The 26,112-nt window shown below is 61.3% G+C and carries 22 protein-coding genes; 9 read left to right on the top strand and 13 right to left on the bottom strand.

Annotation, left to right across the window (positions count from 1 at the left end):
* The 4 genes from DEM26_RS19520 to DEM26_RS19505 all read left to right on the top strand — a co-directional run.
* On the top strand, window positions 1–1,011 hold a 1,011-nt coding region (locus DEM26_RS19520; RefSeq protein ID WP_199224718.1), incomplete at its 5' end, for a polysaccharide biosynthesis/export family protein.
* Window positions 1,012–1,014: 3 nt separating this feature from the next.
* Entirely contained in the window at window positions 1,015–1,461 is a 447-nt protein-coding gene (locus tag DEM26_RS19515; protein ID WP_075776501.1) for a low molecular weight protein-tyrosine-phosphatase, read from the top strand.
* Window positions 1,462–1,523: 62 nt separating this feature from the next.
* A complete protein-coding gene (locus DEM26_RS19510) occupies window positions 1,524–3,737 on the top strand; it encodes a polysaccharide biosynthesis tyrosine autokinase (protein WP_109173224.1) in 2,214 nt (737 codons plus the stop codon).
* Between the two features lie 529 nt (window positions 3,738–4,266).
* The gene (locus DEM26_RS19505) at window positions 4,267–5,364 is read left to right on the top strand and encodes an MraY family glycosyltransferase (protein ID WP_109173223.1); all 1,098 of its coding nucleotides are present in this window, start codon (window positions 4,267–4,269) and stop codon (window positions 5,362–5,364) included.
* 931 nt (window positions 5,365–6,295) lie between these two features.
* Here DEM26_RS19505 and DEM26_RS19500 read toward each other — a convergent pair.
* Together DEM26_RS19500 and DEM26_RS20265 are read right to left on the bottom strand one after the other, a co-directional pair.
* Window positions 6,296–6,580 (bottom strand): hypothetical protein, encoded by a 285-nt coding sequence (locus DEM26_RS19500; protein ID WP_109173222.1) that lies wholly within the window; start codon window positions 6,578–6,580, stop codon window positions 6,296–6,298.
* Window positions 6,581–6,926: 346 nt separating this feature from the next.
* Complete coding sequence (locus DEM26_RS20265; RefSeq protein ID WP_146194499.1) at window positions 6,927–8,441, bottom strand: hypothetical protein; 1,515 nt, start codon at window positions 8,439–8,441, stop codon at window positions 6,927–6,929.
* Between the two features lie 878 nt (window positions 8,442–9,319).
* Here DEM26_RS20265 and DEM26_RS19485 point away from each other — a divergent pair.
* Complete coding sequence (locus DEM26_RS19485) at window positions 9,320–9,709, top strand: antitoxin Xre-like helix-turn-helix domain-containing protein (protein ID WP_109173219.1); 390 nt, start codon at window positions 9,320–9,322, stop codon at window positions 9,707–9,709.
* Between the two features lie 609 nt (window positions 9,710–10,318).
* Window positions 10,319–10,909: a 2-hydroxychromene-2-carboxylate isomerase gene (locus DEM26_RS19480; protein ID WP_109173218.1), complete on the top strand. Its 591-nt coding sequence runs from the start codon at window positions 10,319–10,321 to the stop codon at window positions 10,907–10,909.
* A gap of 524 nt (window positions 10,910–11,433) precedes the next feature.
* On the opposite strand, the gene DEM26_RS19475 is transcribed toward DEM26_RS19480, so the two are convergent.
* From DEM26_RS19475 to hutI, 11 genes are all read right to left on the bottom strand, one after another.
* The gene (locus DEM26_RS19475) at window positions 11,434–12,228 is read right to left on the bottom strand and encodes an amino acid ABC transporter ATP-binding protein (protein WP_078523108.1); all 795 of its coding nucleotides are present in this window, start codon (window positions 12,226–12,228) and stop codon (window positions 11,434–11,436) included.
* A 3-nt stretch (window positions 12,229–12,231) separates the two neighbouring features.
* A complete protein-coding gene (locus DEM26_RS19470; protein WP_233243235.1) occupies window positions 12,232–12,891 on the bottom strand; it encodes an amino acid ABC transporter permease in 660 nt (219 codons plus the stop codon).
* Window positions 12,891–13,538 carry an amino acid ABC transporter permease gene (locus DEM26_RS19465; RefSeq protein WP_109173217.1) on the bottom strand — a complete coding sequence of 216 codons (648 nt, stop codon included), beginning with the start codon at window positions 13,536–13,538 and terminating at the stop codon, window positions 12,891–12,893. Before DEM26_RS19465 ends, DEM26_RS19470 begins: the two co-directional genes overlap by 1 nt.
* Window positions 13,539–13,605: 67 nt before the next feature.
* A complete protein-coding gene (locus DEM26_RS19460; RefSeq protein WP_109173216.1) occupies window positions 13,606–14,418 on the bottom strand; it encodes a transporter substrate-binding domain-containing protein in 813 nt (270 codons plus the stop codon).
* A 100-nt stretch (window positions 14,419–14,518) separates the two neighbouring features.
* Window positions 14,519–15,067 carry a HutD/Ves family protein gene (locus DEM26_RS19455; protein ID WP_109173215.1) on the bottom strand — a complete coding sequence of 183 codons (549 nt, stop codon included), beginning with the start codon at window positions 15,065–15,067 and terminating at the stop codon, window positions 14,519–14,521.
* Entirely contained in the window at window positions 15,064–16,758 is a 1,695-nt protein-coding gene (gene hutU, locus DEM26_RS19450) for a urocanate hydratase (protein ID WP_109173226.1), read from the bottom strand. The genes DEM26_RS19455 and hutU overlap by 4 nt, the downstream gene beginning before the upstream one ends.
* A gap of 22 nt (window positions 16,759–16,780) precedes the next feature.
* On the bottom strand, window positions 16,781–17,923 hold the full coding sequence (locus DEM26_RS19445; protein WP_109173214.1) for an acyl-CoA dehydrogenase family protein: 1,143 nt from the start codon (window positions 17,921–17,923) through the stop codon (window positions 16,781–16,783).
* Window positions 17,920–19,113 carry a CaiB/BaiF CoA transferase family protein gene (locus DEM26_RS19440; protein WP_109173213.1) on the bottom strand — a complete coding sequence of 398 codons (1,194 nt, stop codon included), beginning with the start codon at window positions 19,111–19,113 and terminating at the stop codon, window positions 17,920–17,922. Before DEM26_RS19440 ends, DEM26_RS19445 begins: the two co-directional genes overlap by 4 nt.
* Entirely contained in the window at window positions 19,110–19,919 is an 810-nt protein-coding gene (gene hutG, locus DEM26_RS19435) for an N-formylglutamate deformylase (RefSeq protein WP_109173212.1), read from the bottom strand. Before hutG ends, DEM26_RS19440 begins: the two co-directional genes overlap by 4 nt.
* A complete protein-coding gene (hutH, locus tag DEM26_RS19430; RefSeq protein ID WP_109173211.1) occupies window positions 19,916–21,436 on the bottom strand; it encodes a histidine ammonia-lyase in 1,521 nt (506 codons plus the stop codon). Before hutH ends, hutG begins: the two co-directional genes overlap by 4 nt.
* Complete coding sequence (hutI, locus tag DEM26_RS19425; protein ID WP_109173210.1) at window positions 21,430–22,608, bottom strand: imidazolonepropionase; 1,179 nt, start codon at window positions 22,606–22,608, stop codon at window positions 21,430–21,432. Before hutI ends, hutH begins: the two co-directional genes overlap by 7 nt.
* Window positions 22,609–22,680: 72 nt before the next feature.
* On the opposite strand from hutI, the gene DEM26_RS19420 reads away from it, so the two are divergent.
* The 3 genes from DEM26_RS19420 to DEM26_RS19410 all read left to right on the top strand — a co-directional run.
* A complete protein-coding gene (locus tag DEM26_RS19420) occupies window positions 22,681–24,051 on the top strand; it encodes a formimidoylglutamate deiminase (RefSeq protein ID WP_109173209.1) in 1,371 nt (456 codons plus the stop codon).
* Window positions 24,052–24,053: 2 nt separating this feature from the next.
* Window positions 24,054–24,764, top strand: coding sequence for a GntR family transcriptional regulator (locus DEM26_RS19415; RefSeq protein ID WP_233243233.1), 711 nt, complete (start codon window positions 24,054–24,056; stop codon window positions 24,762–24,764).
* Window positions 24,765–25,090: 326 nt separating this feature from the next.
* The coding region (locus DEM26_RS19410) for an Ig-like domain-containing protein (RefSeq protein WP_146194498.1) at window positions 25,091–26,112 on the top strand (1,022 nt) is incomplete at its 3' end.

Below are 26,112 nucleotides of genomic sequence, written 5' to 3'. Positions count from 1 at the left end.
AATTTCCCGGTAAATACCCGTAACGTCAGTTCCGTCGAGGATCCGGCAGCGGGCGATGTCGCGATCGTGCGGCTCAGCCTCGCCAATGTCTCCACCTTCAGCGCGCCCTTCGATCTGAGCGGCGGGCGCACGACCCTGCCTTCGAACGGCTATTGGAACTACCGCATCGGGCCGGGCGATCTGCTCGATATCGTCGTCTACGAACATCCCGAACTGACCTCGCCCGCAGGCTCGACCCGGACGCCCGCCGAGGGCGGTCTTCGCGTCAATTCGGACGGAACTTTCTACTATCCCTACGTCGGCAACGTGCGCGCCGCGGGCCGGACGCCCGAACAGGTGCGTGCCGATCTCTCGCGGAAGCTGAAGGAGTTCATCCCCTCGCCGCAGGTTTCGGTGCGCGTGGTGGGCTACAACTCGCAGACCGTGTCGGTCACCGGCGAGGTCGGCAAGCCTGCGCGGATCCCGCTGACCTCCAAATCGCTCACGCTGCTCGATGCGATCAACGAGGCGGGTGGTCTGAACGATGCCGCCGATGCGCGTCGGGTTCTTGTGCGCCGCGGCGGGCGCAGCTACGCGGTGGACTTGCAGGCCTTCCTCAATCAGGGGATCGCCTCCAACAACCCGGTGCTGCGCAATGGCGATGTCGTCTCGGTGCAGCGCGCGACGAAGCTGGAAGCCTATCTGCTGGGGCAGTTGGTGAAGCCCGGTCCGATCGACCTGACCAAGGACGACGTGAGCCTCACCGAAGCCGTCACCGCTGTCGGCGGATTGAACACCAATCAGGCCGATGCGCGCGGCGTCTTCGTGTTCCGTGACACGCCGAGCGGCGTGGTGGTGTTCCAGCTTGATACGTCGAGCGCAGCGGCCTTTGTCGTCGGCACGAAATTCTTCCTGCACCCGCAGGACGTCGTCTATGTCACGACCGCGCCGGTCGCGAAATGGAACCGTGTGGTCTCCAACATCCTGCCGACGCTGAGCACCGCTCGCGCGGCCTCCGCACTGGCGAACTGAGCGATGGCGAAAGTCGGATCCATCCTCGTCGTCTGCGTCGGAAATATCTGTCGCTCGCCTGTGGGCGAACGGCTTCTCGCTGCGGCACTGCCAGAGTGCAAGGTCACCTCTGCCGGAATCGGCGCGGTGGTCGGCGCGGGCGCGGACGAGACCATGAGCGAGGTCGCCGCGGAGAACGGACTGAGCCTTGACGGCCATGTCGCGCGCCAGTTCACCGCCGAGATCGGGGCCGAGCACGAGCTGATCCTCGTGATGGAGGCTGGCCACAAGCGCGAGATAACGCGCCGCGCGCCGCAACTGGGCGGGCGGGTGATGCTGTTCGATCAATGGATGGGCAGCAAGGGGATCGCCGACCCGTATCGCGAGCCGATCGAGGCTCATCGCAAGGCCTTTACCGAGATTTCCGCCGCGAGCGAGGCATGGGTCTCGCGTCTCGCGCCGAAACGGTGAGCGGCGTGGAGTGTATTTCGCCCATGGGTTTGGACAAGCATTTGAGAGTTTGAGCAGGACAGATGACGCCGATTTCCAAAATAACGCAGAGATATGTCGCACAGCCCGAGGTCGAGGATGACGAGATCGACCTGATGGCGCTTGCCGGCGCTCTTCTGGCGGGCTGGAAATGGATCGCGCTGGCCTTTGCCCTGGCTGTGATCCTCGGCGCTTTCGTCGCGCTGCGCAAACCGGTGGTCTACGAGGCGAACGGCCTGTTGCAGCTCGAGCAGTCGCAAAACGCGTTGGCTGCGCTTCCGGAGTCGATGCAGACGCTTCTCGGCAGCGAAGGCGGCAAGTCGGAGGCGGAAACCCAGATCGCGATCATGTCCTCGCGTCTTGTCCTCGGGGAGGCCGCCAACAAGCTCGACCTGCAGAACTTCGTCATTCCGCGCCGCCTTCCGGTGATCGGTCTGCTGCCCGCGAACCTGCACTTGCCCGATCCGGGCCTGTTCACCCAATACCAGTGGAACGCCGAGACGGTTCAGATCGGTAAGCTGAAAGTGCCCGCCCAATGGCAAGGTAAGCCAATGACGCTGACCGTGACCGGCGCGGACAGCTATCGCGTCACGCTGCTCGACGGCACCGAGGTGACCGGAACGGTCGGTCACGAAATCTCTGCTCACGACGGTGATTTTGCGATCGCCTTGTCCCAGATGGATGCGTCGGTGGGACGCGAATTCTATATCGGGCGCCGCTCGCTCAGCGCGACGATTCAGGGGATGCGCGGCAAGTTCTCGGTTTCTGAGAGCCCGCGCGGTTCGAACATCCTGCATACCGCGTATCAGGACACCGACCGCCAGCGCGCGGAAGAGATCCTCAACGCGATCGCGGCGTCTTTCGTGGACCAGAATATCGAGCGCAATTCGGCCTCCGCCGAGAACAGCCTCGAATTCATCCAGAAGCAATTGCCCGAGGCGCGCAAGAACGTGTCCGAGGCGGAGCAGGCGCTCAACGAATATAGGCAAAAGCAGCAATCGGTCGACGTGAATTACGAGACCCAGGCCCTGCTGGAACGCGTCACGAAGATCGAGGGGGAACTGTCCGCGCTCGATCTGAAAGAGGCCGAGTTGAAAAACCAGTATACGGTCAACCACCCCGCCTATCAGGCGCTGCTGCAAAACCGCAAGGAACTGCAAGCGCAGCTGGAACAGGCGAAGAAGGCGACCCAAGGGCTGCCGGAGACGCAGAAGGACATCTTCAACCTGCAGCGTAACCTCGAAGTGGCGCAGCAGGTCTACACCCAGCTTCTCAACCGATCGCAGGAATTGCAGGTCGTGCGCGCCTCGACTGTCGGTTCGGTGCGCGTGATCGACAAAGCCTATGCGAGCACCATCCCGGTCGCACCGCGCGAGTCGCGGATCGTCGCGCTGGCGGGGATATTGGGTCTCATCATCGGCGCAGCCTTCGTCTTGATCCGGCGCGCGCTGCATCACGGCATCAAGGGGGCCGAAGAGATCGAGGCGCTCGGTCTGCCCGTCTTCGCCACCGTTCCCTTCGCCAAGGAGGCGGCCGATCTGCGGCAGCGCAAGGGCGACCTGCCGATCTTCGCGCTTGAACATCCCGATGCGGTCACGACCGAAGCGCTGCGATCCCTGCGCACTTCGCTGCATTTCGGCTTGCTCGATGCCAGGACCAACTCGATTCAGCTCACTTCGGCTGCGCCGAATGTCGGCAAGAGCTTTACCGCGATAAACTTGGCGGTCGTGGCGGCGCAGGCGGGCCAGAAGGTCTGCGTAATAGATGCCGATATGCGCAAGGGTTATCTACGCCGGTTCCTGCATTTGCCCAAGGATACACCGGGCCTGTCGGATTACCTTGGCCATGAAAGATCGCTGAAGGAGGTGATCGCGTCCGGACCGATCAAAGGGATGTCGGTGATCACCTCGGGCCGTTATCCGCCGAACCCGTCGGAGCTGCTGATGCGGGCCGAGTTTGGGGCGATGCTGCGCCAGCTCGACAGCGAGTTCGATCTTATCATCGTCGACGCGCCGCCCGCGCTTGCGGTGACCGATCCGGTGGTGATCGGGCGCTCCGTAGGCGCGAGCATCGTGATCGCGCGCCATCTCGAGACGATGCAGGGCGCGGTGCGTGCTGTGCAGGCGAGCTTCGAGGCGGCGGGCACGTCGATCACCGGCGCGGTTCTCAACGGCTTCAAGGCCGAGGCGACTGCGCGCTATGGCGGTCACTACCAATATTATTATAACTACCGCTACAGCTACAAATCCGACGACTGAGCGTCTCTCTTAAGGTCCTGGTTCCACGGGATCTCAACTCATGGACTGGCTTGGGAGGCGTCGGCTCTGCGCTTCGGCAACGATTTTGCTCTCGTCAGAAGGTTCTTCGCTCGCAAAATGAACCCGCTGACGGGAAGCTCTCGGTTGCTAGCTCCGACTTGCGACAAATCTCGGCCAGAGGCATTCCATTCTCATCTTGCGTCAGGATGAACGCTCGTCTCGCGCATCGGGGAACGTCGATGCTTTCAAGCATTTCTGCTCCTCTTCTTGCTCCGGAGTAGGGGACAACTCCAAACTCGACCGGTCCAGATCTCTGGGTGCATAGCGTCCCCTCCTTGGTGCAGAGCCCGCCCGAAGCTCGACCCATTTCTCCGGTTTTCTCATATCGAATGGGTCCTTCAGGCATTCAGGGTTGTCTGAATGCCTTACGCAGGGTAACATTGTTGCGTTATATGTAGCGATTTTTCGGGTATGCGCTCACTTACGTCAGGGCCCATGCAAGGTAATGAGTTAGCTCGGTGGGTTTGACGTGAAAGTGTTTTTCTATCTAGATCACGCATTTTTTTCGTCGCTCATTTTCGCGGGGCTGATCGTTGTTTCTCAGGAATTTCATGGAAAGCTGAGCCATGATGGCAGCGATGGTGTTCAAAAGATTCACGAAGCGCCGACGCCGCGAATTGGTGGTATCGCAGTATTTCTAGGTGCGTGCATCGGCGGAGCTTTCCTGCCTATTGAGGCACGCTCTCTCTGGTGGACGATCAGCCTGTGCGCGTTGCCAGCCTTTTCGGCCGGGATCGCCGAGGACATCACGAAGAAGGTTCACGCGACTTGGCGCCTTGTTGCAACTTTAGTTGCGGGACTAATCTTTTGCGTCGTATCGGGCTATCATGTCGAGCGTGCTGACATTCCAGGACTCGACTTCCTACTCGCTTATCCCGGTTTCGCTATCGCGCTAAGCGTCCTGGCGATCGGCGGTATTGCCAATTCCCTGAACATCATCGACGGGGTGAACGGGCTGGCTTCGGGCACCGCGATCATTGTTCTAACCTGTTTTGCGATCCTTGCGGCTCGATCGGACGATTTTGAGCTCCTTGCGATATGCCTTCTGATGATCGGCGCGATTGCGGGTTTCTTCGTGCTGAACTTCCCTGCCGGTAAGCTTTTTTTCGGTGATGCCGGCGCTTACACGACAGGTTTCGTGCTCGCGGTGATCGGGATCATTCTGCCGGTGCGCAATCCGGAATATTCACCGCTAACCGCGGTTCTGGCCTTATCCTATCCGTGGATCGAGACGCTGGTATCGATCCATCGGCGCGCGAAGCGCGAAGGGGCGACCCCTGGAGAAGCTGATCGGCTGCACCTGCATAGCCTTGTCTATCGTAGCCGCGCAAGGTGCCTCGCGGCGTCCCTCGGCAGTCCCCGGCTACGTAATCCGATTACAAGTGTAATTCTTTGGCCTATCACGCTTATCGCCTGCGTTATCACTGTTATGGCGCCAGATAGCCCGGGGGTGCTCGTTTGCGGGGTAGGAGTTGTCTTCCTTACCTATCTTCTGATGTATCGCCGCGTGGCACTGCTTAGCCGCTTTCGACGCGTTCTGCGGAACGGATTTAGCCAACGATCGTAACGCAAACCTTACTCAGAATATTGTCGATCTTCCTTTCTGACCTCCTCACGGAAAGAAGGGGAAGAAGCTTTAATACCTTATCCGCGATATTCAAAAGCTAGGAGCGCGCCAAGCCGGGCGCTCCTGTCCGGCTTCAGAAAGGGGGGACGAGAGAGGGCCCAAAACGGTAGCCGGGGCTCTCTTCCGTGATCGCAGAGCCGCAGCCGAGCGACAATCCAGAAATAACGAATCGAATCGGACGATTCGTGCGCCATTCGGAATGTGCGAAGGCGCAGACCAAGCACATACATGCAAAGATTGCAGAGGCTGTTTAATCTTTATGAAAAAACAACCCTAGGTAGTTAGCTCGCTCTTCTAGCTCGGAAAAATGCCAATTTTTTCGAAATATGCGATAGTATTGGCTAGCGTCAGACATTGGTGGTCTGTATCCGTTTCGAGGCCCTTTCGGAGCGACGAGAGATTTTGTGGCCATGGCCGTCGGCGTTTAGATGATGTGCTAAATTACCTTAACTTTTTGTTTAAGGGGCGTTTATGAGTGATTTAAAAAGAAATAAAGGCTTGGCACTTCGATTTTTTAAATGTGAATCCTGTTGGCACCGGATACGTTTCGGCGCGAACAGATGTGGCGCTTGTGGTCGGAGCGCTCCCCTTTTGAACCGGTCGGGCTTTTGGGGTTTTCTGCTTATGTTCGTGTTCTTTGCGGCGGTCTTGCTGATGCTGCGATGAGTTGCTCTTATTTATTCAAGCGGCCGTGCGTGCATTTTTTTTGGCGAGTAAGCCCGTGGAAGGTTCTTCGGCCATCAGTTAGATGGCTGAATCCATGTTCCAACGTCCCGAGCTAGCGCTGCGTCCGTGTGCGAAGAAGGTTTTCCGAGACTGCCTTCGATTTTCGCGCGCATGTCTGGAGCTCGCTGTCATTGGGCCATCTTCCTCATGAAGGCTTGCGAGACGCTGCGCGTCGTGCTGCAATGCGATTTGCCGTTTCTCGGTCCACCTTCTCTTCGTCATACAGGAAGCAGACCCATTCCCCGTCCTCTTCGCCAACGCCGACTGAGAGATCCTTATCGTAGCCGAATGACCTCAGGGCGGCTTCCCACGCCATCACGCCCCGCGTGAAAGTAAGGGGAGGTCCTTCGCAATCGCCGTCTACGAAAACACCCTCGCTTTCAAGCAAGGAGGCGGCCATCGATACGCTCTCTTTTTCAATAATGGTCATCTATCGGTCTCAAATAACACTTCGAATATATTCTATGACCGTGTCATATCGGAGCCTCTATTGGCTACGCTGACGACAAGTAAGCGTAGCGCGCCAATCCTGCTTGCGTCAAATAGGATGCCAGCAACTGCCCGCAGCGGGCCCTGATAATGGCCTGATTTTATTGTTAATGACTGCCTTTCTTTTTGCCAGACCTACACGGCATTCTGCTTTCGGGGGAGCAGATCGGCGCGCAGCTTCGTGTCTACGGGAGCCGCCGGGCGTAGAGAAACCTAGGGCTATCAGCTTCGGGTGCGCGGGAGGCAGTGTCTCAAGCTAGTTCCGGTGATCGGCTTTCCGTGCTGCTTCAGGTCCGAAACTTGCGTATCTTGCGCAACACGACCCTCGGGTCCGAAAGAGCATGGCGCAGTTTTAGAAGCATATCCTGAACGGGTCCGAGGGAGTTGAATGGGTAACATGCGAGTTCCGGCCAGTATTTCGCGATTACGCGGTCTGCCAGGTTCCCGGCGCGCTTCCAGTCATCCGGCAATGACAACATGAGCTCGAGCGCCGGGTAGTTCAGCAAAGGCGCCTGGCGTTGCAATGTCGGGTCTGCAGTGAATTGCGGACCATACCAAGATCCGTTCCGTAGCTCGACAAAAGCCTGATCCAGTATTTGCTGCGCATTCATCACCGGCAGTGTCTCCAGCCAAGCGGAGACTGCCGCAAGGAGCCGCTCATGCGCGGCGAACCCGAAACGTCGGCAAATGGTCTGTGCTGTAATCAGTGTATCCGCTCGGTCACCAGCGCGCCAAAGAAATCCACGTGCCGTTTCTCCACCAACGCCGCTGATCATGATGTGGCTTTGAGCAATCGGCCAAACACTGGGATGATATGCAGCGTTGCTGTCGCCGTGACAGTGGCCCGTGCGGTGGACAAATAGGCTTCTTTGCTCGTCTGTCGCCTCAACGCGCGCGAGCGAACGATACGAGAGACCAAAGTCCTGCGCGATACGACTAGCGACGACCGTATCGAGCCGATGCCGGTTGGCGCCGGTCACGGTGACGAAGTCGACCTGATCCACCCAGGGACGCGCGCAAGCCAATAGCATGCGAGTCTCCCGCCCGGCAGTCAGCGCAAAGGCGAGCCTGTGGGGCTCTGCATTCAAAGCTGCGATTTGTGCGCGAACATTATCGACCAAGGCGTCGAGAGCTTCATCCGGACAGTCGGTATGCTCGATCACGGCCCGCGGCCAGAAACGCTTTGCTTGCCAACTATCCAAATTCAGATAGTGCCCGGGCAACAACCGACAAAGCCCGTGATGCGCAGTCATTCCGGCTGGAAACCATCCTTCGCGATCAACCTCGAGCGCTGCGAAGAGTTTCGCGTCTAGCCGATCTTCATAGTCGGGGGACGAAAAAAGAGCTGCCGCCGAGGAACCGACAAGTCGGGCTTTGGGGTCATAGACGCAGGGAACTGAGGCGGCACAGTCAGAATAGATTCGCCGCACTCCATGCCAGTGCATGATCCAGACGAAGCGTCCGCCCAAGCGTTTCATGACCTGCCAGGCAAAACTGTCCGGGTCTTGTAGGCGTCCGGATGGCGCTGTCCACGATGTCGAAATGGTTCGCTTTGTCTTCAGGTCGATCGCGAAGCCGCAGAGCCAACCCGCAAAGTGACCTCCTTCATCCAATATACGAGCAACCGGCAAGCCGAGCCCGGCTTCGGGCGCGGGTAGGTCATCGCTCTGCGCGCCTGAGCGGACGGGCGGCAGACGATACTGCCAATCGGGAATGTCTGGAAATTCACACATCGAAAATACCGGGATCCAAATGCGGCAAACTGCCGATCGATTTAATGGCAATCGCTTGGCAATACCCAAGATGGAATCCTGCCGGGCAATGGAAATCAAGGATTGAATGTCGACGGAGCCAAGACACGAAAGCCTCTTGCGGAAATACACCGGTGCGCCCGCACGGAGCTTGAGTTCCCGGGTGTTAACCGTCGAAGACTGCCGGGTTTCACCGTTCCGTAAGCGGGATGGACATCTCTCGGGGTCTCTCACCGCGCATTTCTTGTGTGTTGCAATTCTCCGAATATGCGCTCGCTTGCCACCAGCAAAATCGGTGGTGCTTGTTTCGCGGCATCCAGACACAATTGGACGCTATATTTTCAATGCCTTGCAGAGGGCATGAGATGCGCGACCAACAACATGAGATGTCGCGCTCCGAACGCCCCAAGAGCCTTTCCATCTTGTTGGTCGAGCAGTTTTCGCGCTGTGTGTTGGCATGCTCGACGAATTATATTCGGTCGCTGCGATGGCGTCGGTCGAGCACCCAAGGTCAAGATTGCCTGCTCGCATGACGGGGAGAGCGACCTCGAAAAAGCAAGCCGTCCTCCGCGATGTCGTCGCGGCGCTTTCCGAGTGCCGTGCCGAAATCTCGGGTGGCACCATCGTGATGAAAGATATGCTGCACTGTCTCGCTGAGCTTGGCGAGAGCGACCAAGACCCGCTCATCCACGCCATCCCTGGTCTCTTGGCGCGGGCTGGAAAGTTCGGGGGTATGCGGCCGTCGCGCGATGAGGAGGTTGAAGGGCCGGGAACGGGGTGATCCTGGTTGCTTTCCGCAAGATACCCTCGGCCCGCCAAGGGGCAACCCTGCAACCCGCATCGCCTATCCCGGGAGAAGCTCTCAAATAGATGCTTTGGGAGGTTGGCGCGGGGCCCTATGCTCCTCCTAGTGACTAAGCGAGCCCGAAATGCAGATGAACAGCCAAACTCAAGATCCGGCCAAGATCGCCGCCGTTGCGCTCAAAGCCTATGCACGCATCGTAGCGTCCTGGGATCTCAGCGAGAAAAAGGCCGCCGGCCTCGCGGATATGTCCGAAAGCGAGTGGACGCGTGCGAAGGCGCGTGATTTCGCGAGCGAGCTGACGCGGGACCAGCTCCTGCGCCTGAGCGCAGCAGTTGGCATCTATGAGGCGCTCGAGCTCTATTTTTCAGAGCCGCTCGCGAGAAGCTGGTTCACGCAGCCGAATACGGGTCACTTGTTTGGTGGGCGCCGTCCGATCGAGACAGCCATTGAGGGTGGCCTGCCGCAGATCCTCGCGATCCGGACCTACCTCGACGGCCTCTTGCAAGGCGCATGAGCACGCCCGGTCACCCATAATTCTGGGCCATTGTCACGGCCTCGATCCAGACCTGCCATAACTGGAGTAGGTTAATCCCTTCGAGATGTGTTCGTGGATCTAAGCTATTGAAGCCAAACGTTTTGTTGTCTCTGCGGTCGGAAGCCTTGTTGTGGGCGCAACAAAAACATTAAGTTCAATAACTTATAACAATAAGGCCCATGAGGCCCGGAAGAGGGCATTTCCGTCATCTCTGGCAGGCGCTCGGGCCTCTTCCGCCGTTTTCGACGCCCGAACGGTTTGTCTGTAACCGCTATGTTGGTCGATCTCAGGTGCGTAGCGGTTTCGTCGAAGAGTTCTGCCATCGATTTGGCAAAGCTGTGCTCATCCAGACGTTTACTGAGCAAGCGCCAGCGGAAACGGGCAGGAACTCTGCAAGTTTGTGGCGACCTCGTGAACCTTCTGAGGAGAGATACCCATCTCGCTCACCAAGGAGTTCTGAAGATTCGGCGGGACGCATTCCGCAGAACTGCCTCGTTCGTTGCGCGCGGCCCGTGACAGGTCACCAGTTAGGCAGATCGGCGCCATAGTGATACTATTTCGATGTTAAGCTATTCGGCGGAGAAATGCATGGCCATCGATTTCTGGTTCGCGATTGGCAGCACCTACACCTATTTCCCGGTTATGCGCCTCGACGCTGTCGAAGCTCAAACCGGTATCCGCTTCAACTGGCGTCCATTCAACTTGCGACGGGTGCTGGTCTCGATGAACAGCGTCCCCTATGCTGACAAGCCCGCGAAACTTGCCTACATGTGGCGCGACATCGAGCGCCGTGCCAAGGGCTTCGGGCTCACAGTCTCCATGCCTCCTCCTTACATGATTGACGACCTCGTGCGCGCTAACCGCATCGCGCTCCTTGGCCTGAAGGAGGGCTGGGGCAAGGCTTATATTCGTGCCAGCTATCGGCGCTGCTTTGCCGAGGGGCAGGATGCCGGCGCTGAACCCAACTTCTCCGAGAGCCTGCGGGAGGCAGGTCAGAACCCCAAAGAGGCGCTCACCCGCGCCGATGCCCCAGAGATAGCTGAAGCTTTGGAACGCGACACCGACGAGGCGTTCTCGCTTGGTCTCTTCGGCGCCCCCAACTTCGTCGTGGGAAAAGAGATCTTCTGGGGACACGATCGGCTCGATGATGCCATCGCCTGGCATCGGCAGGCCAGCTGAAACGGCCTGCAGTCTGTGTTCAGTTCAGGCACCGAAAATGCGCAGTGTAATCGGGCCGCCTGCTGTTTGGATATCGTGTGGAGAGGCAAAACAACTTCGCGCGCAGGATGGCGCAATGTCCACCGTGGTTGCGATCCTCGTAAACGCTGTCCTTCAAATAGGGGGTGCTCGTTTTGCTGTATTTGTTCAACCCCGCTTTCGAAAGATTTCAGTGGCTTACGAGGTGGTAGAGGTGCTCGTTCAACGACATCGCGTGTCGCGAACCGAACACCCCGTGCTGTTGAACGAGCACCTGCGGGTCCGGCGCTTAAAGTGCTCGATTATAAGCAGTTCGGGTGTGGCATGTCGTTGAACGAGCACCTGGTAGAGATGGATGAGCCACGCTGTTCACGATCGCCTGGCTCGCGCCGGGGGAGGTCGGGGACGACTGCCTGCAGGAGTCTTGCCATGATGAAAACACGGGCCTGGGCCTCGGGTGTGTGCGGCCCCTGGGCGAACGCCGTCTTCGACCCGGGTGAACCGACTCAGAAATCCAGCGAGTTTCTTTCGCGGTAACCTTGCAGAAAGCTTGCGAGCCGTGGGTCGGAGGGGGCGTCGAATACCTCGCGGGGCGAGCCTGATGCGACGATTTCTCCGCGTTCCATGAATACGACGCGGTCGGCGACATGCGCAGCAAAGCCCATCTCGTGGGTGACGACGACCATCGTCATGCCCTCGGCTGCAAGCTGCTTCATGACCGCGAGCACCTCGCCGACGAGCTCGGGATCAAGCGCGCTCGTGGGTTCGTCGAAGAGCATGATCCGCGGTTCCATCGCGATCGTCCGGGCTATCGCTACGCGCTGCTGCTGGCCGCCAGAGAGATGACTGGGATGGTTGCCTTCCTTATCGGCCAAGCCGACTTTTTTCAGCGCCTCGCGGGCCCGCTCGCGGGCTTCGCTACGGGACAGGCCGCGCACACGCTCCAGCCCCTCGGCCACGTTCTGAAGCGCGCTCATGTGCGGCCAGAGATTGAACTGCTGGAACACCATGCCGATGTCGCGTCGCATTTCTCGCAATTGCCGTGCGGCCATCTTTTTGCCGCCCGGTGTTTCGTAACCGATCAGTTGATCGTCGATGCGCACTTCGCCGCTGTCGTATTCCTCCAGGAAGTTGATGCAGCGCAGGAGAGTGGATTTGCCAGAGCCCGAAGGGCCGATCAGGCAGGTCACCTTGCCGGGCGGAATGTCGAGGCTGACCTCGCGCAGGGCCTGGAACGTGCCGTAGAACTTGGAGACATTGCGCAGGTGGGCTGCGGCGGGGGCAGGGCTGGATTGGGTCATCGTTCAGCTCCGATCAAGCAGGTAATAGGTGAAACGGCGCTCCAACCTCCGCCCGAGCCGCGAGATCAGCTCGACGAAGCCCCAGAAGAACAAAGCGAGGATCAGGATCGGGGTAAAGAAGGCGAAGGTCTCGCTCATCATCGTCTGGGTCTGGAACATGATTTCGGGCACGGTGATCATCGAAAGGATCACCGTTTCCTTGGTAAGAATGATCGCGAAGTTCACCATGGGGGGCAGGGCGGAGACCATCATGATCGGCACCATGATGCGGCGCACGATCGTCATGTTCGCAAAGCCGATGGCGCGGGCAGCTTCGATCTGTCCTTTTGGGACGGCATCGAAACCGGCACGCAGGATCTCGGTGAAATAGGCGCTGCCGTAGATCGTCAGCCCGAGGATCCCGGCGGGCAGGGCGTCGAGGCGCAAGCCAAGCAGGGGGCCACCGTAATAGAGCACGAAGATCTGCACGAGGAACGGGGTGCCACGGATGAATTCCACGTAAGCACGGATCGGATAACCAAGCAAGCTGGGACCGAAACGCCGCACGATCTCGATCACGAAGCCCAGGGCGAGGCCGAAAACCGTGCCGAGTGTCCAGCTCAGCAAGGTGACGCCGAAACCGGTCAGCAAGTCCGGGCCGTAATGTTGGAGCATCTCGAACATCAGAGCGTGAGCCTCCGTTCCAGGACGCGACTGGCCTGCGCGATCACGAGGTTGATCGCAAGATAGATGAAGGCGGCGGCAAGGTAGATTTCGAGCGGGCGATAGGTCGCTGCGGCGACCGACTGGCTCATCCGGGTGATCTCGACGATACCAACCACGGTCACCAGCGAACTGGCTTTCACCAGCAGGATCAGCTCGTTGACGATGGATGGCAACCCGATCTTGAGCGCTTGCGGCAGGAGGATGCGGATCCAGATGTTGCGCGAGCTCATACCGATCGCCAGAGCAGCCTCGGCTTGGCCTTTCGGGATCGCGTTGAGCGAACCGCGCAGCACCTCCGAAAGATAGGCGGCGGCGCAGAGGCCCACGGTCAGGACAGCAGCGACCAGTGCCGGCACATTCAACCCGATCACCGGAAGAAGGTAATAGGCGACAAGCAATTGAATGAGCAGCGGCACCCCACGAAAGAAACTCACGTAAATCGCGGCGGCCCGCCTGAGGCCCGGTCTTGCCGACAGGGCGGCGGCGCAGATCACCGCACCGAGTATCAGCCCCTCAAGGCACCCCAGAACCGAGATCAGGAGTGTATTGCGCGCGGCCCACAGAAGGACCGGGAAATTGTCGATGATCACCTGGAAGGAGAACATGGCCAGCCCCGTGAATGCGAGAAAGGGAGGGACGGGCCGATGCGTGACCGGCCCGTCATAGCGTCGATTACAATTTGGGCATGGTCTCGGGCAAGTCGGTCGCGGCGCCGAACCATTTTTCCTGCAACGTCTTCATGCGGCCATCGGCCTCGATCTTCTTGATTGCGTCATTGACGGCGGCGACCAGGCTGTCGCCTTCCCCCTTGCGCGCGACATAACCGAAATAGGTCGGAGTGCCGAAAGGCGGGTTGACCACGGCAAAGTCATCGGGCCGCGTCTTGGCGAGATAGTTGAGCAGCGGGGCGGAGCCCGCGACCGCGTCGAGGCGCCCGGTCATCAGGTCGGCATATGCCTCGTCGGTGGTGCCGTAGCCTTTGATGGTGATGCCGCCGATCTTGTCGCTATAGGCTTCGAGCTGTTTTTCCTGCGCGGTGCCTTTTTGAACGCCCACGGTCATGCCCTTGGCGTCGGCCGGTTTCGTCATCTTGCCGCCCTTGCGTTGCACGAAGGCCACCGTCGCATCCGCAATGGGCAGAGTGAAGCTGTAGCGTTTTGCACGTTCGGACGTCATCGTGACGGGCGCGAGCACGAAATCGAATTTCTTCACTTCGAGGCCTGGGAGGATCGAGGTCCAGGGCAGATCCTCGTAGACGGGCTTGACGCCGAGCTCCTTGGCGATCGCGTCGAACAGGTCGCGGTCGAAGCCTACATATTCGCCCTGATCGAGCATGTCGAAGGGGGCGTAGTGCATCTCGGTCGCGGCCACGATCTTGCCAGCCGACTTGATGTCGGCCAGATCGTCAGCCATCGCTCCCGTTGCGGTCAGGGCAATCGTGCTCAGACAGAACAGCGCGGATTTCAGCGTAGTGGAAAAGGTCATAGTATTCTCTCCTGTTGGCGGGGCTTTCTGTCTCCGGCGCCGTGCCCCTTGTGGCACCGGACTGTTGGCCCCGGCGCCGACCCGTGTCGGCACTGGGGAGTTAATCGTGTCGTCGCAGCGTAAGCGCGTAGATCGGTCCATCGGCGGCCAGCCCCGCGAGATCGTCGTCGTCGGCGAGGAGAACCTCGCCGTGCTTGAGTTCGAGGTCCCCGAGGCGAGCGGAGGCTTCGCGAACAAACAGAGCGAAGGTGCGCTCAGGCGCGGGGTGGCCGGCATCAAGCAGTTCGACCCGGTGCGAGAAAGAGCATCGCCGCGTCATGATGTTGAGATCGATTACGGGCTCTTCGCCCACGCGCGCATCTATAGCGGCTTCGCCGGGAAAGGCGAGCGGGGCGGAGCACGCGTCCAGACGAACCGAACCGCCTTGCGAAAACCGCAGCTCCATGGACCCGCCAGAGAGCACCGTAAGCGTCCTGTCGATCCCGTCGAACCGCGAAAATGGCCCGTCGCGCGCAACTTCGGCCATGCTCAGGCGCCACAGCATGCCCTCGAAACCTGCGCCCTCGGGGAAGGTCGCAAGTTCCCAGGTGCGGCCGCCGCCATTCTTCCATGGCTGTGCTGTCGCTTCGCTGCGGCGCAGCAGCTTCATTTCAGGATCCCGGGAAGGTCGAGACCATGCTCGACCGCGCAGTCCTGCGCGATCTCGTAGCCCGCATCCGCGTGGCGCATCACCCCGGTGGCCGGATCGTTCCAAAGCACCCTCTCGATCCGGCGATCGGCCGCTTCGGTGCCGTCGCAACAGATCACCATGCCAGCATGCTGCGAAAAGCCCATGCCGACGCCGCCGCCGTGGTGCAGCGAGACCCAGGTCGCGCCCGATGCGGTGTTGAGCAGTGCGTTGAGAAGCGGCCAGTCCGAAACTGCATCCGAGCCGTCCTTCATCGCCTCGGTTTCGCGGTTGGGCGAAGCGACCGAGCCGCTGTCGAGGTGATCGCGACCGATCACAACCGGAGCCTTGAGTTCACCGTTGCGCACCATCTCGTTGATCGCGAGGCCCGCCTTATGTCGTTCGCCGAGGCCGATCCACATGATCCGCGCAGGAAGCCCCTGGAAGTCGATCCGCTCGCGCGCCATGTCGAGCCAGCGATGAAGGTGTTCGATCTCAGGGAACAGCTCCTTCATCCGCGCGTCGGTCTTGTAGATATCCTCCGGATCGCCGGACAGTGCAGCCCAGCGGAACGGACCGACCCCGCGGCAGAATAGCGGGCGGATATATGCAGGCACGAAACCGGGGAAAGCGAAGGCATTCTCCAGCCCTTCTTCCTGTGCGACCTGACGGATGTTATTGCCGTAATCGAGCGTCGGCACGCCCGCGTTCCAGAACCCGACCATCGCCGCAACGTGCTCGCGCATCGAGGCGCGGGCGGCGGTCGAAACCTTTGCGGGATCGCTCTCCTGGGTCGCGCGCCATTGCGCCACCGACCAGCCTTTTGGCAAGTAGCCGTGATAGGGGTCATGGGCCGAGGTCTGGTCGGTCACGATGTCCGGACGCCCGTTCGGCAGATCCTCGCCCGCTTGCATCCGGCGCAGGATCTCGGGGAAAATCTCGGCCGCGTTCCCGATCAGAGCGACCGATTTCGCTTCGCCTGCGGTGGTCCAGCGGGCGATCATCGCAAGCGCCTCGTCGAGCGAATGAGTCTTCTCGTCGCAATACCGGGTGCGGATGCGGAAGTCGGCGCGGCTCTCGTCGCATTCAACCGCAAGGCAACAGGCGCCTGCCATGACAGCGGCCAGCGGCTGCGCGCCTCCCATGCCGCCAAGCCCGCCGGTCAGGATCCACTTGCCGCGCAGATCCCCATCGTAATGCTGCCGCCCTGCTTCGGCGAAAGTTTCGTAGGTGCCCTGAACGATGCCTTGCGCGCCGATGTAGATCCACGACCCCGCGGTCATCTGGCCATACATTGCCAGACCCTTCTTATCGAGCTCGTTGAAATGGTCCCAATTGGCCCAGTGCGGCACGAGATTGGAGTTGGCGATCAGCACGCGTGGTGCATCCGCGTGGGTTCTGAAGACGCCGACCGGCTTGCCCGATTGCACGAGCAGCGTTTGATCCGCTTCGAGCTTTCGTAGCGAGTCGCAGATCAGGTCGAAATCTTCCCAAGTGCGTGCGGCGCGGCCGATCCCGCCATAGACCACCAGCTCGTGCGGTTTTTCGGCGACGTCCGGGTGCAAGTTGTTCATCAGCATCCTCAGCGGAGCCTCGGTCAGCCAACTCTTGGCGGTGATCTCGGTCCCGGTGGCGGGGTAGATGTCGCGCATGTTGTGACGGGGATTGTTCATCATTTCGGTCCTTCTTGGCAGGTCAGGCGAGCATCCGGCCCGCGATGATGTTGCGTTGAATTTCGGAGGAGCCTTCGTAGATGCGCATGATGCGCAGGTCGCGGAGTTGGCGCTCGAGTGGGAAATCTCGTGTGAAGCCGTAGCCGCCGTGGATCTGCAAAGCCTGATCGGTAATGCGCCCTGCGGCTTCGGACGCGAAGAGTTTGGCCTTAGAGGCTGCGGTGGTGAACCGCTCTCCGGCCTGTCGCTGGCGTGCGGCCTCATGGCCCAGAAGTTCGGCGGCCGACAAATCGGTCGCCATGTCCGCAAGCATCCACTGGATGCCTTGCCGGTTCGAGAGCGCCTCGCCCCCGATGACGCGTGCGCGGGCCCAATCGCGGGCGGCGGCCAATGCGGAGCGCGCGATCCCGACAGCCATCGCCGCCACCTCGGCGCGCCCGTTGTCGAGCACTTTCATCGCGGTGCGGAAACCGGTGCCCTCCTCGCCGAGACGGTTTGCATCGGGCACCATGACATCGACATCGAGTTCCCAGACATGGCCGCCCCGCAGACCCATGGTCTGTTCGACCCGGCCCGGAATGAGGCCGGGTGTGCCCTTCTCGACGACGAAGGCCGAGATGCCCCGATGACCTGCCTGTGGATCGGTCACGCAGTAGAGGATAATGAAATCGGCGACGCCGCCATTCGAGATGAAGCACTTTTTGCCCTTGATGTGCCATTCGTCGCCCTGACGCACTGCGCGGCTGCGCATGTCCGCGGGATCGGACCCCGCATTGGGTTCGGTCAGGCCGAACGCGCCGAGCATCTTCCCCTCGGCCGCGGCAGGCAGAAAGCGCGCGCGTAACGCATCATCGGCCCCGAGCAACAGGCTGTCGGTCGCGAGGAAATGCGCCGTCAGCGCCGAGACGGTGGAGCCGCAGCCGCCTGCGATCGTCGCGACCGCCTCGAAGAGCGCATGGGCCGAGATGTCGGCCCCGCCCCAGCGTTCGGGCAGATTAGCTCCCATCATTCCGGTCTCTGACAGCGCAGAGAGTTGATCATGGACGAACGTTCCGGTTCGATCGGTCTCGCCTGCGCGCGGGACAAGCTCGTCGCGGGCGAAGCACTCCAGCATGTCGAGGAACTGTCGCTCTTCCGCGCTCAAAAGGTGGTCAAAGGCTCTCATTGGCTTGCTTCCTTTACGACGCCGGCCGCGATCAGCCGGGAAATCTGGGCGGCGCTCAGGCCGGCTTCCTGCAGAATCTTCCGGGTCTCTCCTCCAAGCGCAGGCGCTCCAGTCTCAGCGAGTGGCGCTGCGCCTTCGAACCGGATGGGTTGGCCCACGACCGGGCTTTCCCCGAGCGAATGGTGCGGTAGCTGGCGCACGAGAGCGCGCGCATGCGCATGGTGCGAAGCCAGCTGTTGGGCGAGGGTCATGATCGGCGCGCTGGGCACCTGCGCCTCGGCGAGTGCCGCAACAACCTTTTCGGTGGGGCGACGGGTGGTCCAGCCTTCGATCACCGCGCGTAGAGCCGGCTCGTTTTGCGTGCGCGTCTCATCGGTGAGGAAGCGGGGGTCCTCCGCAGTGTCAGGAGCGCCGATCACTTGGCAGAGCGCGGTGAATTGGCGATCGCTCAGGGCCGCAATGATCGCGAGGCCATCCTGCGTGCGATAGGTCCCGAACGGCGTGGAGAGGGGGTGACGGTTGCCGACCCGCTCCACAGGGCGGTTTGCATAGAGATGCACTGCATGGCTGGTCGGCAGCATCGCGACGAGACTGTCGAGCATCGCGACGTCGAGCGACGCGCCGCGCCCGGTTTTCTCCTTCCCGACGAGCGCGGCAAGGATCGCGATCACCGCGTAGAGCCCGGCCGCTATGTCGCCCAGGGCCTCGCCGACCTTCAACGGGCCACCGGCCTCTTCGCCCGTCGCATCCATCCAGCCCGACATCGCCTGCACTACGAGGTCATAGGCCGGCAGGCCGGAGGCCGGGCTGTCCTGTCCGAAGCCCGAGATCGCGCAATATACGAGGCCGGGATTTTCTTTGCGCAACTCCGCCGGATCGAGGCCCAATCGAGCGGCCACACCGGGGCGGAAATTCTCCACCACGACATCGCATTGCCCGGCCAGCTGGCGCGCGAGTTCTTGTCCCTCGGGCGCTCTCAGATCGATCACGATCGAACTCTTGCCGCGGTTCGTCAGCGCAAAGAGCGCGGACTCCCCGTCGCGAAACGGGCCGATATGACGATAGTCGTCCCCTCGCGGCGGTTCGACCTTGATAACTTGCGCTCCGAGATCCGCCAGTAAGGCGGTCGCGAAGGGGCCCGAGAGGACACGAGTGAGGTCGAGGATGCGAAGCCCTTCGAGCGGTTTCATGCGACAAGCTCCGGGGCCAGCATTTCGAGCGCGCGCAGGATCTCGCTCAAGTGGGGGCGCAAACGTGCGGCTTTCTCGGCGCTGATTTCCCAAGGCGGGGCTTCCGCCGCGAGGTGGGTCGATTGGGCCAGTTCCATCTGGATGGCGTGGACGCCGCTTTCAGGCTCGCCGTAGTTGCGAGTTGTCCAGCCGCCGCGGAACCGGCCATTGATGACATGGCTGAACCCGTCTGCGCGCGCGCAGATCTCGGCCGTCACGGTCTCGATTCGCGGATCGCAGCTGGTGCCATTCGCGGAGCCGATATTGAAATCAGGCAGCTTTCCGTCGAACAGGAAGGGGATGTGCGAGCGGATCGAGTGGCAATCATAGAGGATCGCCACGCCGTGGCGCGCGCGCACCCGTTCGATCTGAGTGCGCAGGGCGGCGTGATAGGGCGCGTGGAACTCTGCGAGCCTGCGGGCAATATCATTAGCGTCGGGCTCTGTCGTCCAGATCGGCGCGCCATCGAAATCAGTGAGCGGAACGAGCCCGGTCGTGTTTTGCCCGGGATAGAGGCTCTCGTTTTCGGGGCCGCGGTTCGCGTCGATCACATAGCGGTGGAAGGTTGCACGCACCGAGGTCGCGCCCGGCAGAAGCCCTGCATAGAGCTCGTGGATATTCCAGTCGGTATCCGCCAGTGCGCGGCCACGGTCATTGAGCGCCTCTCGCACGTCCGCAGGAACCCAGGTTCCGGTATGGGGAAGACCGAGGATGACGGGGCTCTCTCCTTCAGTGATTTCGACGGGATCAGGGGCGATCGAAGTCATGCTGCGACCCCCAGTCCGGCGGCGGTGACGAGCGTCGAGTCTTCAACCAGCCTGCGGACCTTTTCGAGATCAGGTGCGAGGTAGCGATCGGCGCCCATCGTTTCGACATGGCACCGTAAGACCTCGATTGTTCGCGCGAGCGGGGCGGATGTCACCAAGGGCGCGCGGAACTCGATGCCCTGCGCGCCACACAGCGCCTCCACTCCGAGTATCACCGAGAGGTTACGCGTCATCAGCCCCAAGCGCCGTGCGCCATGGGCTGCCATGCTGACATGGTCCTCCTGATTGGCGCTGGTTGGTGTGCTGTCTACCGAACATGGGGCGGCGAGATGCTTGTTCTCGCTCATCAGGGCGGCAGTGGTCACCTCGGCGATCATCAAGCCGCTGTTGAGTCCCGCTTGAGGTGTGAGAAAGGGCGGCAGCCCGAAACTGAGCGCGGGATCGACCATCAGTGCAATGCGACGCTGCGCAATCGCGCCAATCTCGGCAACGGCCAGCGCGATCTGGTCCGCAGCAAAAGCTACGGGCTCGGCGTGGAAGTTCCCTCCCGACACGATCGTGCCGTCGGAGAGAACGAGCGGGTTGTCGGTCACTGCGTTGGCCTCGGTGATCAGGGTCTGGCCGGCGAAGCGTAACAGGTCGAGTGCCGCGCCGGTCACTTGCGGCTGGCAGCGGATGCAGTAGGGATCCTGCACCCGGTCGTCCCCTTCGCGATGGCTCTCGCGAATTTCGCTGCCGTCGAGCAGTTCGCGCATCGCCTTCGCGACTTCGATCTGGCCCGCATGACCGCGGAGGCTATGAATTTCGGCCCTTGTGGGCGCTGTCGACCCCATGATCGCATCCGTCGACATCGCGCCGGTCACGATGGCCGTGCGCAGGCAGGTCATCGCGCGGAAGAGCCCCACAAGCCCAAGTGCGGTTGAAAATTGCGTTCCGTTGATGAGCGCGAGACCTTCCTTTGCGCCGAGCGTTATCGGGAAGAGACCTGCTGCGGTGAGCGCATCCGCGCCGGGCTGTCGCTGGCCCTCGAACACGGCTTCCCCTTCGCCGATCATGACAGCGGCCATATGTGCGAGCGGCGCGAGGTCACCCGAGGCGCCGACGCTGCCTTGTTCAGGCACAACCGGCGTGACGCCGTGCTCCAGCATCCCCTCGATCAGAGCGATGATTTCGGGACGAACCCCCGAGGCGCCGCGTCCAAGGCTGAGTAGCTTGAGCGCCATCATGAGACGTGTCGTCCCCACCGGCAGGGGATCGCCGACGCCGCAACAGTGAGACAGGATCAGGTTGCGCTGGAGAGTTGCGGTATCCTCGGACGCGATGCGCACCGAGGACAGCTTGCCGAAGCCGGTATTTACCCCGTAGACGGCGTCCTCGCCCTTGGCCGCCGAGGCAATCCGTGCGGCCGAGGTCGCGATCGCGCTCGCGGTGCTGGGATCGAGCCGCGCGGCCGCGCCGGTGCGCCAGAGGTTTTCGAGCTGCTCAAGCGTGACCTCGCCCGGCATCAGTGTCAGCATTTGCGGCCTCCGAAGTAGCGGCAGTGAAGGGGGTTGAAGCCGATCCGATAGGTCAGTTCGGCGGGATCGGTGACGTCCCAGACCGCGAGGTCTGCCCGCATGCCGACGCCGAGCCGTCCGCAATCCTCAAGGCCGAGTGCCTGCGCCGCATGGCGGGTGACCCCGTCGAGGCATTCGGTCGGCGTCATGCGAAAGAGCGTCGCGCCCATGTTCATCGTGAAAAGGAGCGACGTGAGCGGCGAGGTCCCGGGGTTGCAGTCGGTGGCGAGGGCCATAGCGGCGCCTGCTGCACGGAACTCGGCGATCGGCGGCATTTTGGTCTCGCGCAGCGTGTAGAAGGCCCCGGGCAGAAGCACGGCGACGCTGCCCGCGCGTGCCAGCGCTTCGGCGTCGTCTGCGGTCGCATATTCGACGTGATCGGCAGAGAGCCCACCGCGCGCGGCGACGAGCCGGGTGCCACCTTGGTGGCTGAGCTGTTCCGCATGAAGCTTGACCGGGAGGCCCAGTTCTTGCGCGACATCGAAGACCCGCGCCATCTGCTCGGCAGAAAAGGCAATCGACTCGCAGAACCCGTCTACCGCATCGACAAGTCCCTCGGCATGGGCGGCCCGCAGACCTGCGATGACAACCTCATCGAGATAGACTTCCGCGCGTCCGACATAGTCTGGAGGCAAAGCGTGTGCGGCGAGCCAGGTCGTCATGATGCGGACGGGACGCTCCTTTTCGAGCCGACGCGCCGCGCGCAGCATCTTGATCTCGTCTTCGACGCTCAGCCCATAGCCCGACTTGATTTCGACCGCCGCCACGCCTTCTGCCAGCAGCGCATCGAGCCGGGGCAGGGCGGAGGCGACCAGATCGTCCTCGCTGGCGGCGCGTGTGGCATTGACTGTGGAAAGGATGCCTCCGCCGCTGCGGGCAATTTCCTCGTAGCTCACACCTTCCAGGCGTTGCTCGAATTCGCGCGCTCGACTGCCGCCATAGACGAGATGGGTATGGCAATCGATCAGGGCGGGGGTGACCAGTCGCCCGCCGAGGTCCTGACCGTCTGCCGACCCTTCCCCGAATTCGGCGATGCGTCCGTTTTCGATACGCAGCCATCCTTTGAAGACACGGTTCTCTGTGGCTCCGTCGCAGGGAGCAAGTGTCGCATTGGTGAGGGTGATCTCTGTCATGAACTCGATTCGTGCTTGATTTGCGGTTAATATGTCTGCACATAAAAAACCTGTCAACACGGAGGGGCAACCATGCAGACGATCTGGGCGCATAGGGCGCTGGTGGCGAATTCCTGGGCGGAACGGGTGAGAATTGACCTCGATGAGGACGGTCGCATCGGTGCGATCGCACCGGGGACGACTTGCCCCGAGGGCGCGAAGCGAGTTGAAATCCTGCTGCCTGCTCCGGCCAATCTGCACAGCCACGCATTTCAACGTGCAATGGCGGGCCTCTCTGAACGGCGCGGCGCAGACCCGCATGACAGCTTCTGGACCTGGCGACGGCTGATGTATCGGTTCCTCGATCGACTCACTCCCGAGGACATTCAGGCGATCGCGGCTTTCGTTCAGATGGAGATGCTCGAGGCTGGTTACGCGACCAATGTCGAGTTTCACTACCTGCATCACGCTCCGGGGGGGCAGCCCTATGAGGATTTGGCCGAGATGGCCGGGCGGATAGCGGCGGCGGCGGCCCAGACCGGGATCGGGCTGACGCTATTGCCAGTGCTCTATACCTATGGCGGCCTCGATCGGCGCGCGCTTGTCTCGGGACAGGACCGCTTCGGCAATGATCCCGAGCGCTTCGCGCGTCTGGTCGACGGGGCGCGACGCCATGTTGCAGAGCTTGGTGCAGATAGCGGATTGGGGATCGCTCCGCACAGCCTGCGGGCGGTAGACAAGAGAGGGCTTGAGACGGCGGTCTCGCTCGCAGGCGATGCGCCGATCCACATTCATCTGGCCGAACAAATTGCCGAGGTTGATGAGGTCCGGGCCGCGACAGGTGCTCGACCCGTTGAATGGCTGATTGAGAATGTCCCGGTGGATCGACGATGGTGCCTGATTCATGCGACCCAGATGGAGCCTGCGGAAACCGAAGCGCTCGCCGCGACGGGCGCCGTGGCCGGTCTCTGTCCGATCACCGAGTCGAGTCTCGGAGACGGAATTTTCGATGGTGTGCGCTGGCGGGCCGCGGGCGGAGTGTTCGGTGTCGGGTCGGATAGCAATATTCGGATTTCCCTCACCGAGGAATTGCGCACGCTCGAGTATTCCCAGCGTTTGCGCGATCATTCGCGGGCCGCGCTTGCCGATCCGGACCGCTCGACTGGACGGGTGCTGTTTCAGGGGGCGGTCGAGGGAGGCGCGCAGGCGGCCGGACGCGCCAGCGGAGCCATCGCGACCGGGCTTTGGGCAGATCTTCTCGCGCTTGACGACCTTGGGCCGGACGGTCAAGGGAGGCTTGGCGACGTCCTGCTCGATACCTGGATTTTCGCGCGTGATGATCGCGCGGTGTGCGATGTATGGTCGGCCGGACGTCACGTGGTGCAGGACGGGCGTCACGTTCAACGCGATGCGATCGCGCGGGCTTACGCGCGTGTTACGGAGCGGCTGGGGTATGAGGTGTGACGGTGACAAGAGAGGATGGGGCTGACAATTCGATCAGCTGGCAGTCGATCCGCGACGAGATGATGGCGCGGATCCGCGCGCAGCTCTATGCGCCCGGCGAATTGATCCCCAATGAGGTGGATCTCGCTGCGGAATTCGGCTGCGCTCGGGCCACGGTGAACCGCGCGTTACGCGATCTCGCGACATCGGGTTTTCTCGACCGGCGCCGAAAGGCTGGCACCCGTGTGCGCGAAGCGCCGCGCCGCAAGGCCACGCTCACGATCCCGCTGACTCATGTCGAGGTCGAGGCCAGCGGGGCGCGCTACGAATACCGCTTGCTGGAGCGCAAAATCGAAGCTCCGCCGCCGCTGGTGCGCGAGAAGTTGAGGCTATCGGGAAGCGAGCGCCTACTCCATGTCTGCAGTCTTCACCTGGCCGATGATGTGCCGCACATGTTTGAAAATCGCTGGATCGTGCTCGATACCGTGCCCGACATCGAGGACGTGGACCTGTCGAAGACCAGCCCGAATGTCTGGCTCGTGCGGCAGGCACCTTATACTCACGGCACCATGGAATTCCTGGCGGAAGCCGCCGGGGCGGCTGCAAAACATCTTGTTTGCGCGCCCGACGATCCGGTTCTCACGATGCTCCGGGTGACCTGGCTCGATGCGCAACCGATTACCTATGCGAGGCAATCCTTCTCGCCGTCCCATCGGATGCGTCTGGAACTTTAGGAGCGTGAGACAGCCGCATAGGAAGCGGGGCCGAAAATGGGGCTTGCCTCTGAGCATTTGGAGCGTCTGCAAAGCATGCGTTCGCTCGCTGTGCGCCGCCGTGACAAAGATGCATCTGAAAATTTCAAAAGCGTGATCGCTATTTGACTTCAGCGTGAGGCCGGCGAAATGTCGCCGAGCGTTTCGCCGCCGCGAGCAAGACGAAAGCGCGCTCCGAGGGACCGGGGAATTAACGCCATATGCGCTACCGAGGCGCTCGGTAGCCGACACCGTCGCTGGCCCTCTCGAAGCTCTGTATTGATCGTGTGCCGCTTTGAGGAAGCATTATGTCGAAAGCATTCTCCACCAAGTTGGTCGCATTTTGCGCCAGTCTTTTAATTCTACTTTTCAGCGCGTTCGCTGTGCAGGCTGCAAGCCTTTCGGGCGTGAGCCTAGTGACAGATGGCCAGTGCGGCCTGAATAACAGTAGCGATACGTTCAAGGCGAACCTTGGTGCTAGCGGCTCCGAATTTCCGACGACCGACGAGACGATCGTGTTTTCTCCGACCTATTCAGAGCCACGGGATGTCATGATCTTCTACGTGACCGACGCGGCGAATGTTGTCATCGGGCGCCACGCGGAGGGCTTCTATCCCGGTCTGGATTTTTACGGCGAAATCTTTTTCTACGTGAATAAACGCCCCACTGTCTCGGGTAACTTCACCCTGCGGATGGTAGATGAAACCGATCGCACCCCTGACATCTCGCTCGGGGCATCTTTCTCGACCAGCAATCGAGTTCTTGGATCGACCAGCTTCAACGCGGCAGCACTCGATCCGGATTGTGTGCCGGCGCAGACCGATACGACCCCGCCGCAGGCAAGCTCTGTGACCATCTCGTCCAACAATGCAATGTCCACTCTCGCGAAAACTGGCGACAAGGTCACGCTCCAGATGACCTTCAGCGAAAACCTGGCGGCTGCTCCGTCTGTGACGCTGCTGGGTCAAAATGCTACCGTCACGGGTTCCGGCGCGAGCTGGGCTGCAAGCGCCATCGTGACTGCCTCGACCCCCGAAAGCGCCGCGACTTTTTCGATCTCGAACTATCGCGATGCCGCGAGCAATGCCGGGACCACCGTTACATCGACGACGAACAACAGCTCCGTCTTGATCGATCGCACCAACCCCAGCGCCTCGATCAGCTCGACGGTGACGGGTCCGACGAACACCTCTCCGATCCCGGTGAGTGTGAGCTTCTCCGAAGCGGTGAGCGGCTTCGCGGCGAGCGACCTGTCGGTCAGCGGCGGATCGGTGTCGAACTTCTCGGGTTCCGGCACGAGCTACAGCTTCGACGTGACCCCGTCGGCAGA

The sequence above is a fragment of the Thioclava sp. NG1 genome, from assembly GCF_003122275.1.
GTDB classification, from domain to species: Bacteria; Pseudomonadota; Alphaproteobacteria; order Rhodobacterales; family Rhodobacteraceae; genus Thioclava; species Thioclava nitratireducens.
This window is presented reverse-complemented; position numbering and strand designations above follow the sequence as displayed.

Excerpts from the sequence above, each read along its gene's own strand:
- DEM26_RS19420 (WP_109173209.1), top strand. The coding sequence starts at position 22,681 with ATGCAGACGATCTGGGCGCATAGGGCGCTGGTGGCGAATTCCTGGGCG.
- DEM26_RS19480 (WP_109173218.1), top strand. The coding sequence starts at position 10,319 with ATGGCCATCGATTTCTGGTTCGCGATTGGCAGCACCTACACCTATTTC.
- DEM26_RS19460 (WP_109173216.1), bottom strand. The coding sequence starts at position 14,418 with ATGACCTTTTCCACTACGCTGAAATCCGCGCTGTTCTGTCTGAGCACG.
- hutH (WP_109173211.1), bottom strand. The coding sequence starts at position 21,436 with ATGCTGACACTGATGCCGGGCGAGGTCACGCTTGAGCAGCTCGAAAAC.
- DEM26_RS19515 (WP_075776501.1), top strand. The coding sequence starts at position 1,015 with ATGGCGAAAGTCGGATCCATCCTCGTCGTCTGCGTCGGAAATATCTGT.
- DEM26_RS19475 (WP_078523108.1), bottom strand. The coding sequence starts at position 12,228 with ATGACCCAATCCAGCCCTGCCCCCGCCGCAGCCCACCTGCGCAATGTC.
- DEM26_RS19485 (WP_109173219.1), top strand. The coding sequence starts at position 9,320 with ATGCAGATGAACAGCCAAACTCAAGATCCGGCCAAGATCGCCGCCGTT.
- DEM26_RS19470 (WP_233243235.1), bottom strand. The coding sequence starts at position 12,891 with ATGTTCGAGATGCTCCAACATTACGGCCCGGACTTGCTGACCGGTTTC.
- DEM26_RS19455 (WP_109173215.1), bottom strand. The coding sequence starts at position 15,067 with ATGAAGCTGCTGCGCCGCAGCGAAGCGACAGCACAGCCATGGAAGAAT.
- DEM26_RS19440 (WP_109173213.1), bottom strand. The coding sequence starts at position 19,113 with ATGAAACCGCTCGAAGGGCTTCGCATCCTCGACCTCACTCGTGTCCTC.
- hutU (WP_109173226.1), bottom strand. The coding sequence starts at position 16,758 with ATGAACAATCCCCGTCACAACATGCGCGACATCTACCCCGCCACCGGG.
- DEM26_RS19510 (WP_109173224.1), top strand. The coding sequence starts at position 1,524 with ATGACGCCGATTTCCAAAATAACGCAGAGATATGTCGCACAGCCCGAG.
- DEM26_RS19445 (WP_109173214.1), bottom strand. The coding sequence starts at position 17,923 with ATGAGAGCCTTTGACCACCTTTTGAGCGCGGAAGAGCGACAGTTCCTC.
- DEM26_RS19500 (WP_109173222.1), bottom strand. The coding sequence starts at position 6,580 with ATGACCATTATTGAAAAAGAGAGCGTATCGATGGCCGCCTCCTTGCTT.
- DEM26_RS19465 (WP_109173217.1), bottom strand. The coding sequence starts at position 13,538 with ATGTTCTCCTTCCAGGTGATCATCGACAATTTCCCGGTCCTTCTGTGG.
- hutI (WP_109173210.1), bottom strand. The coding sequence starts at position 22,608 with ATGACAGAGATCACCCTCACCAATGCGACACTTGCTCCCTGCGACGGA.
- hutG (WP_109173212.1), bottom strand. The coding sequence starts at position 19,919 with ATGACTTCGATCGCCCCTGATCCCGTCGAAATCACTGAAGGAGAGAGC.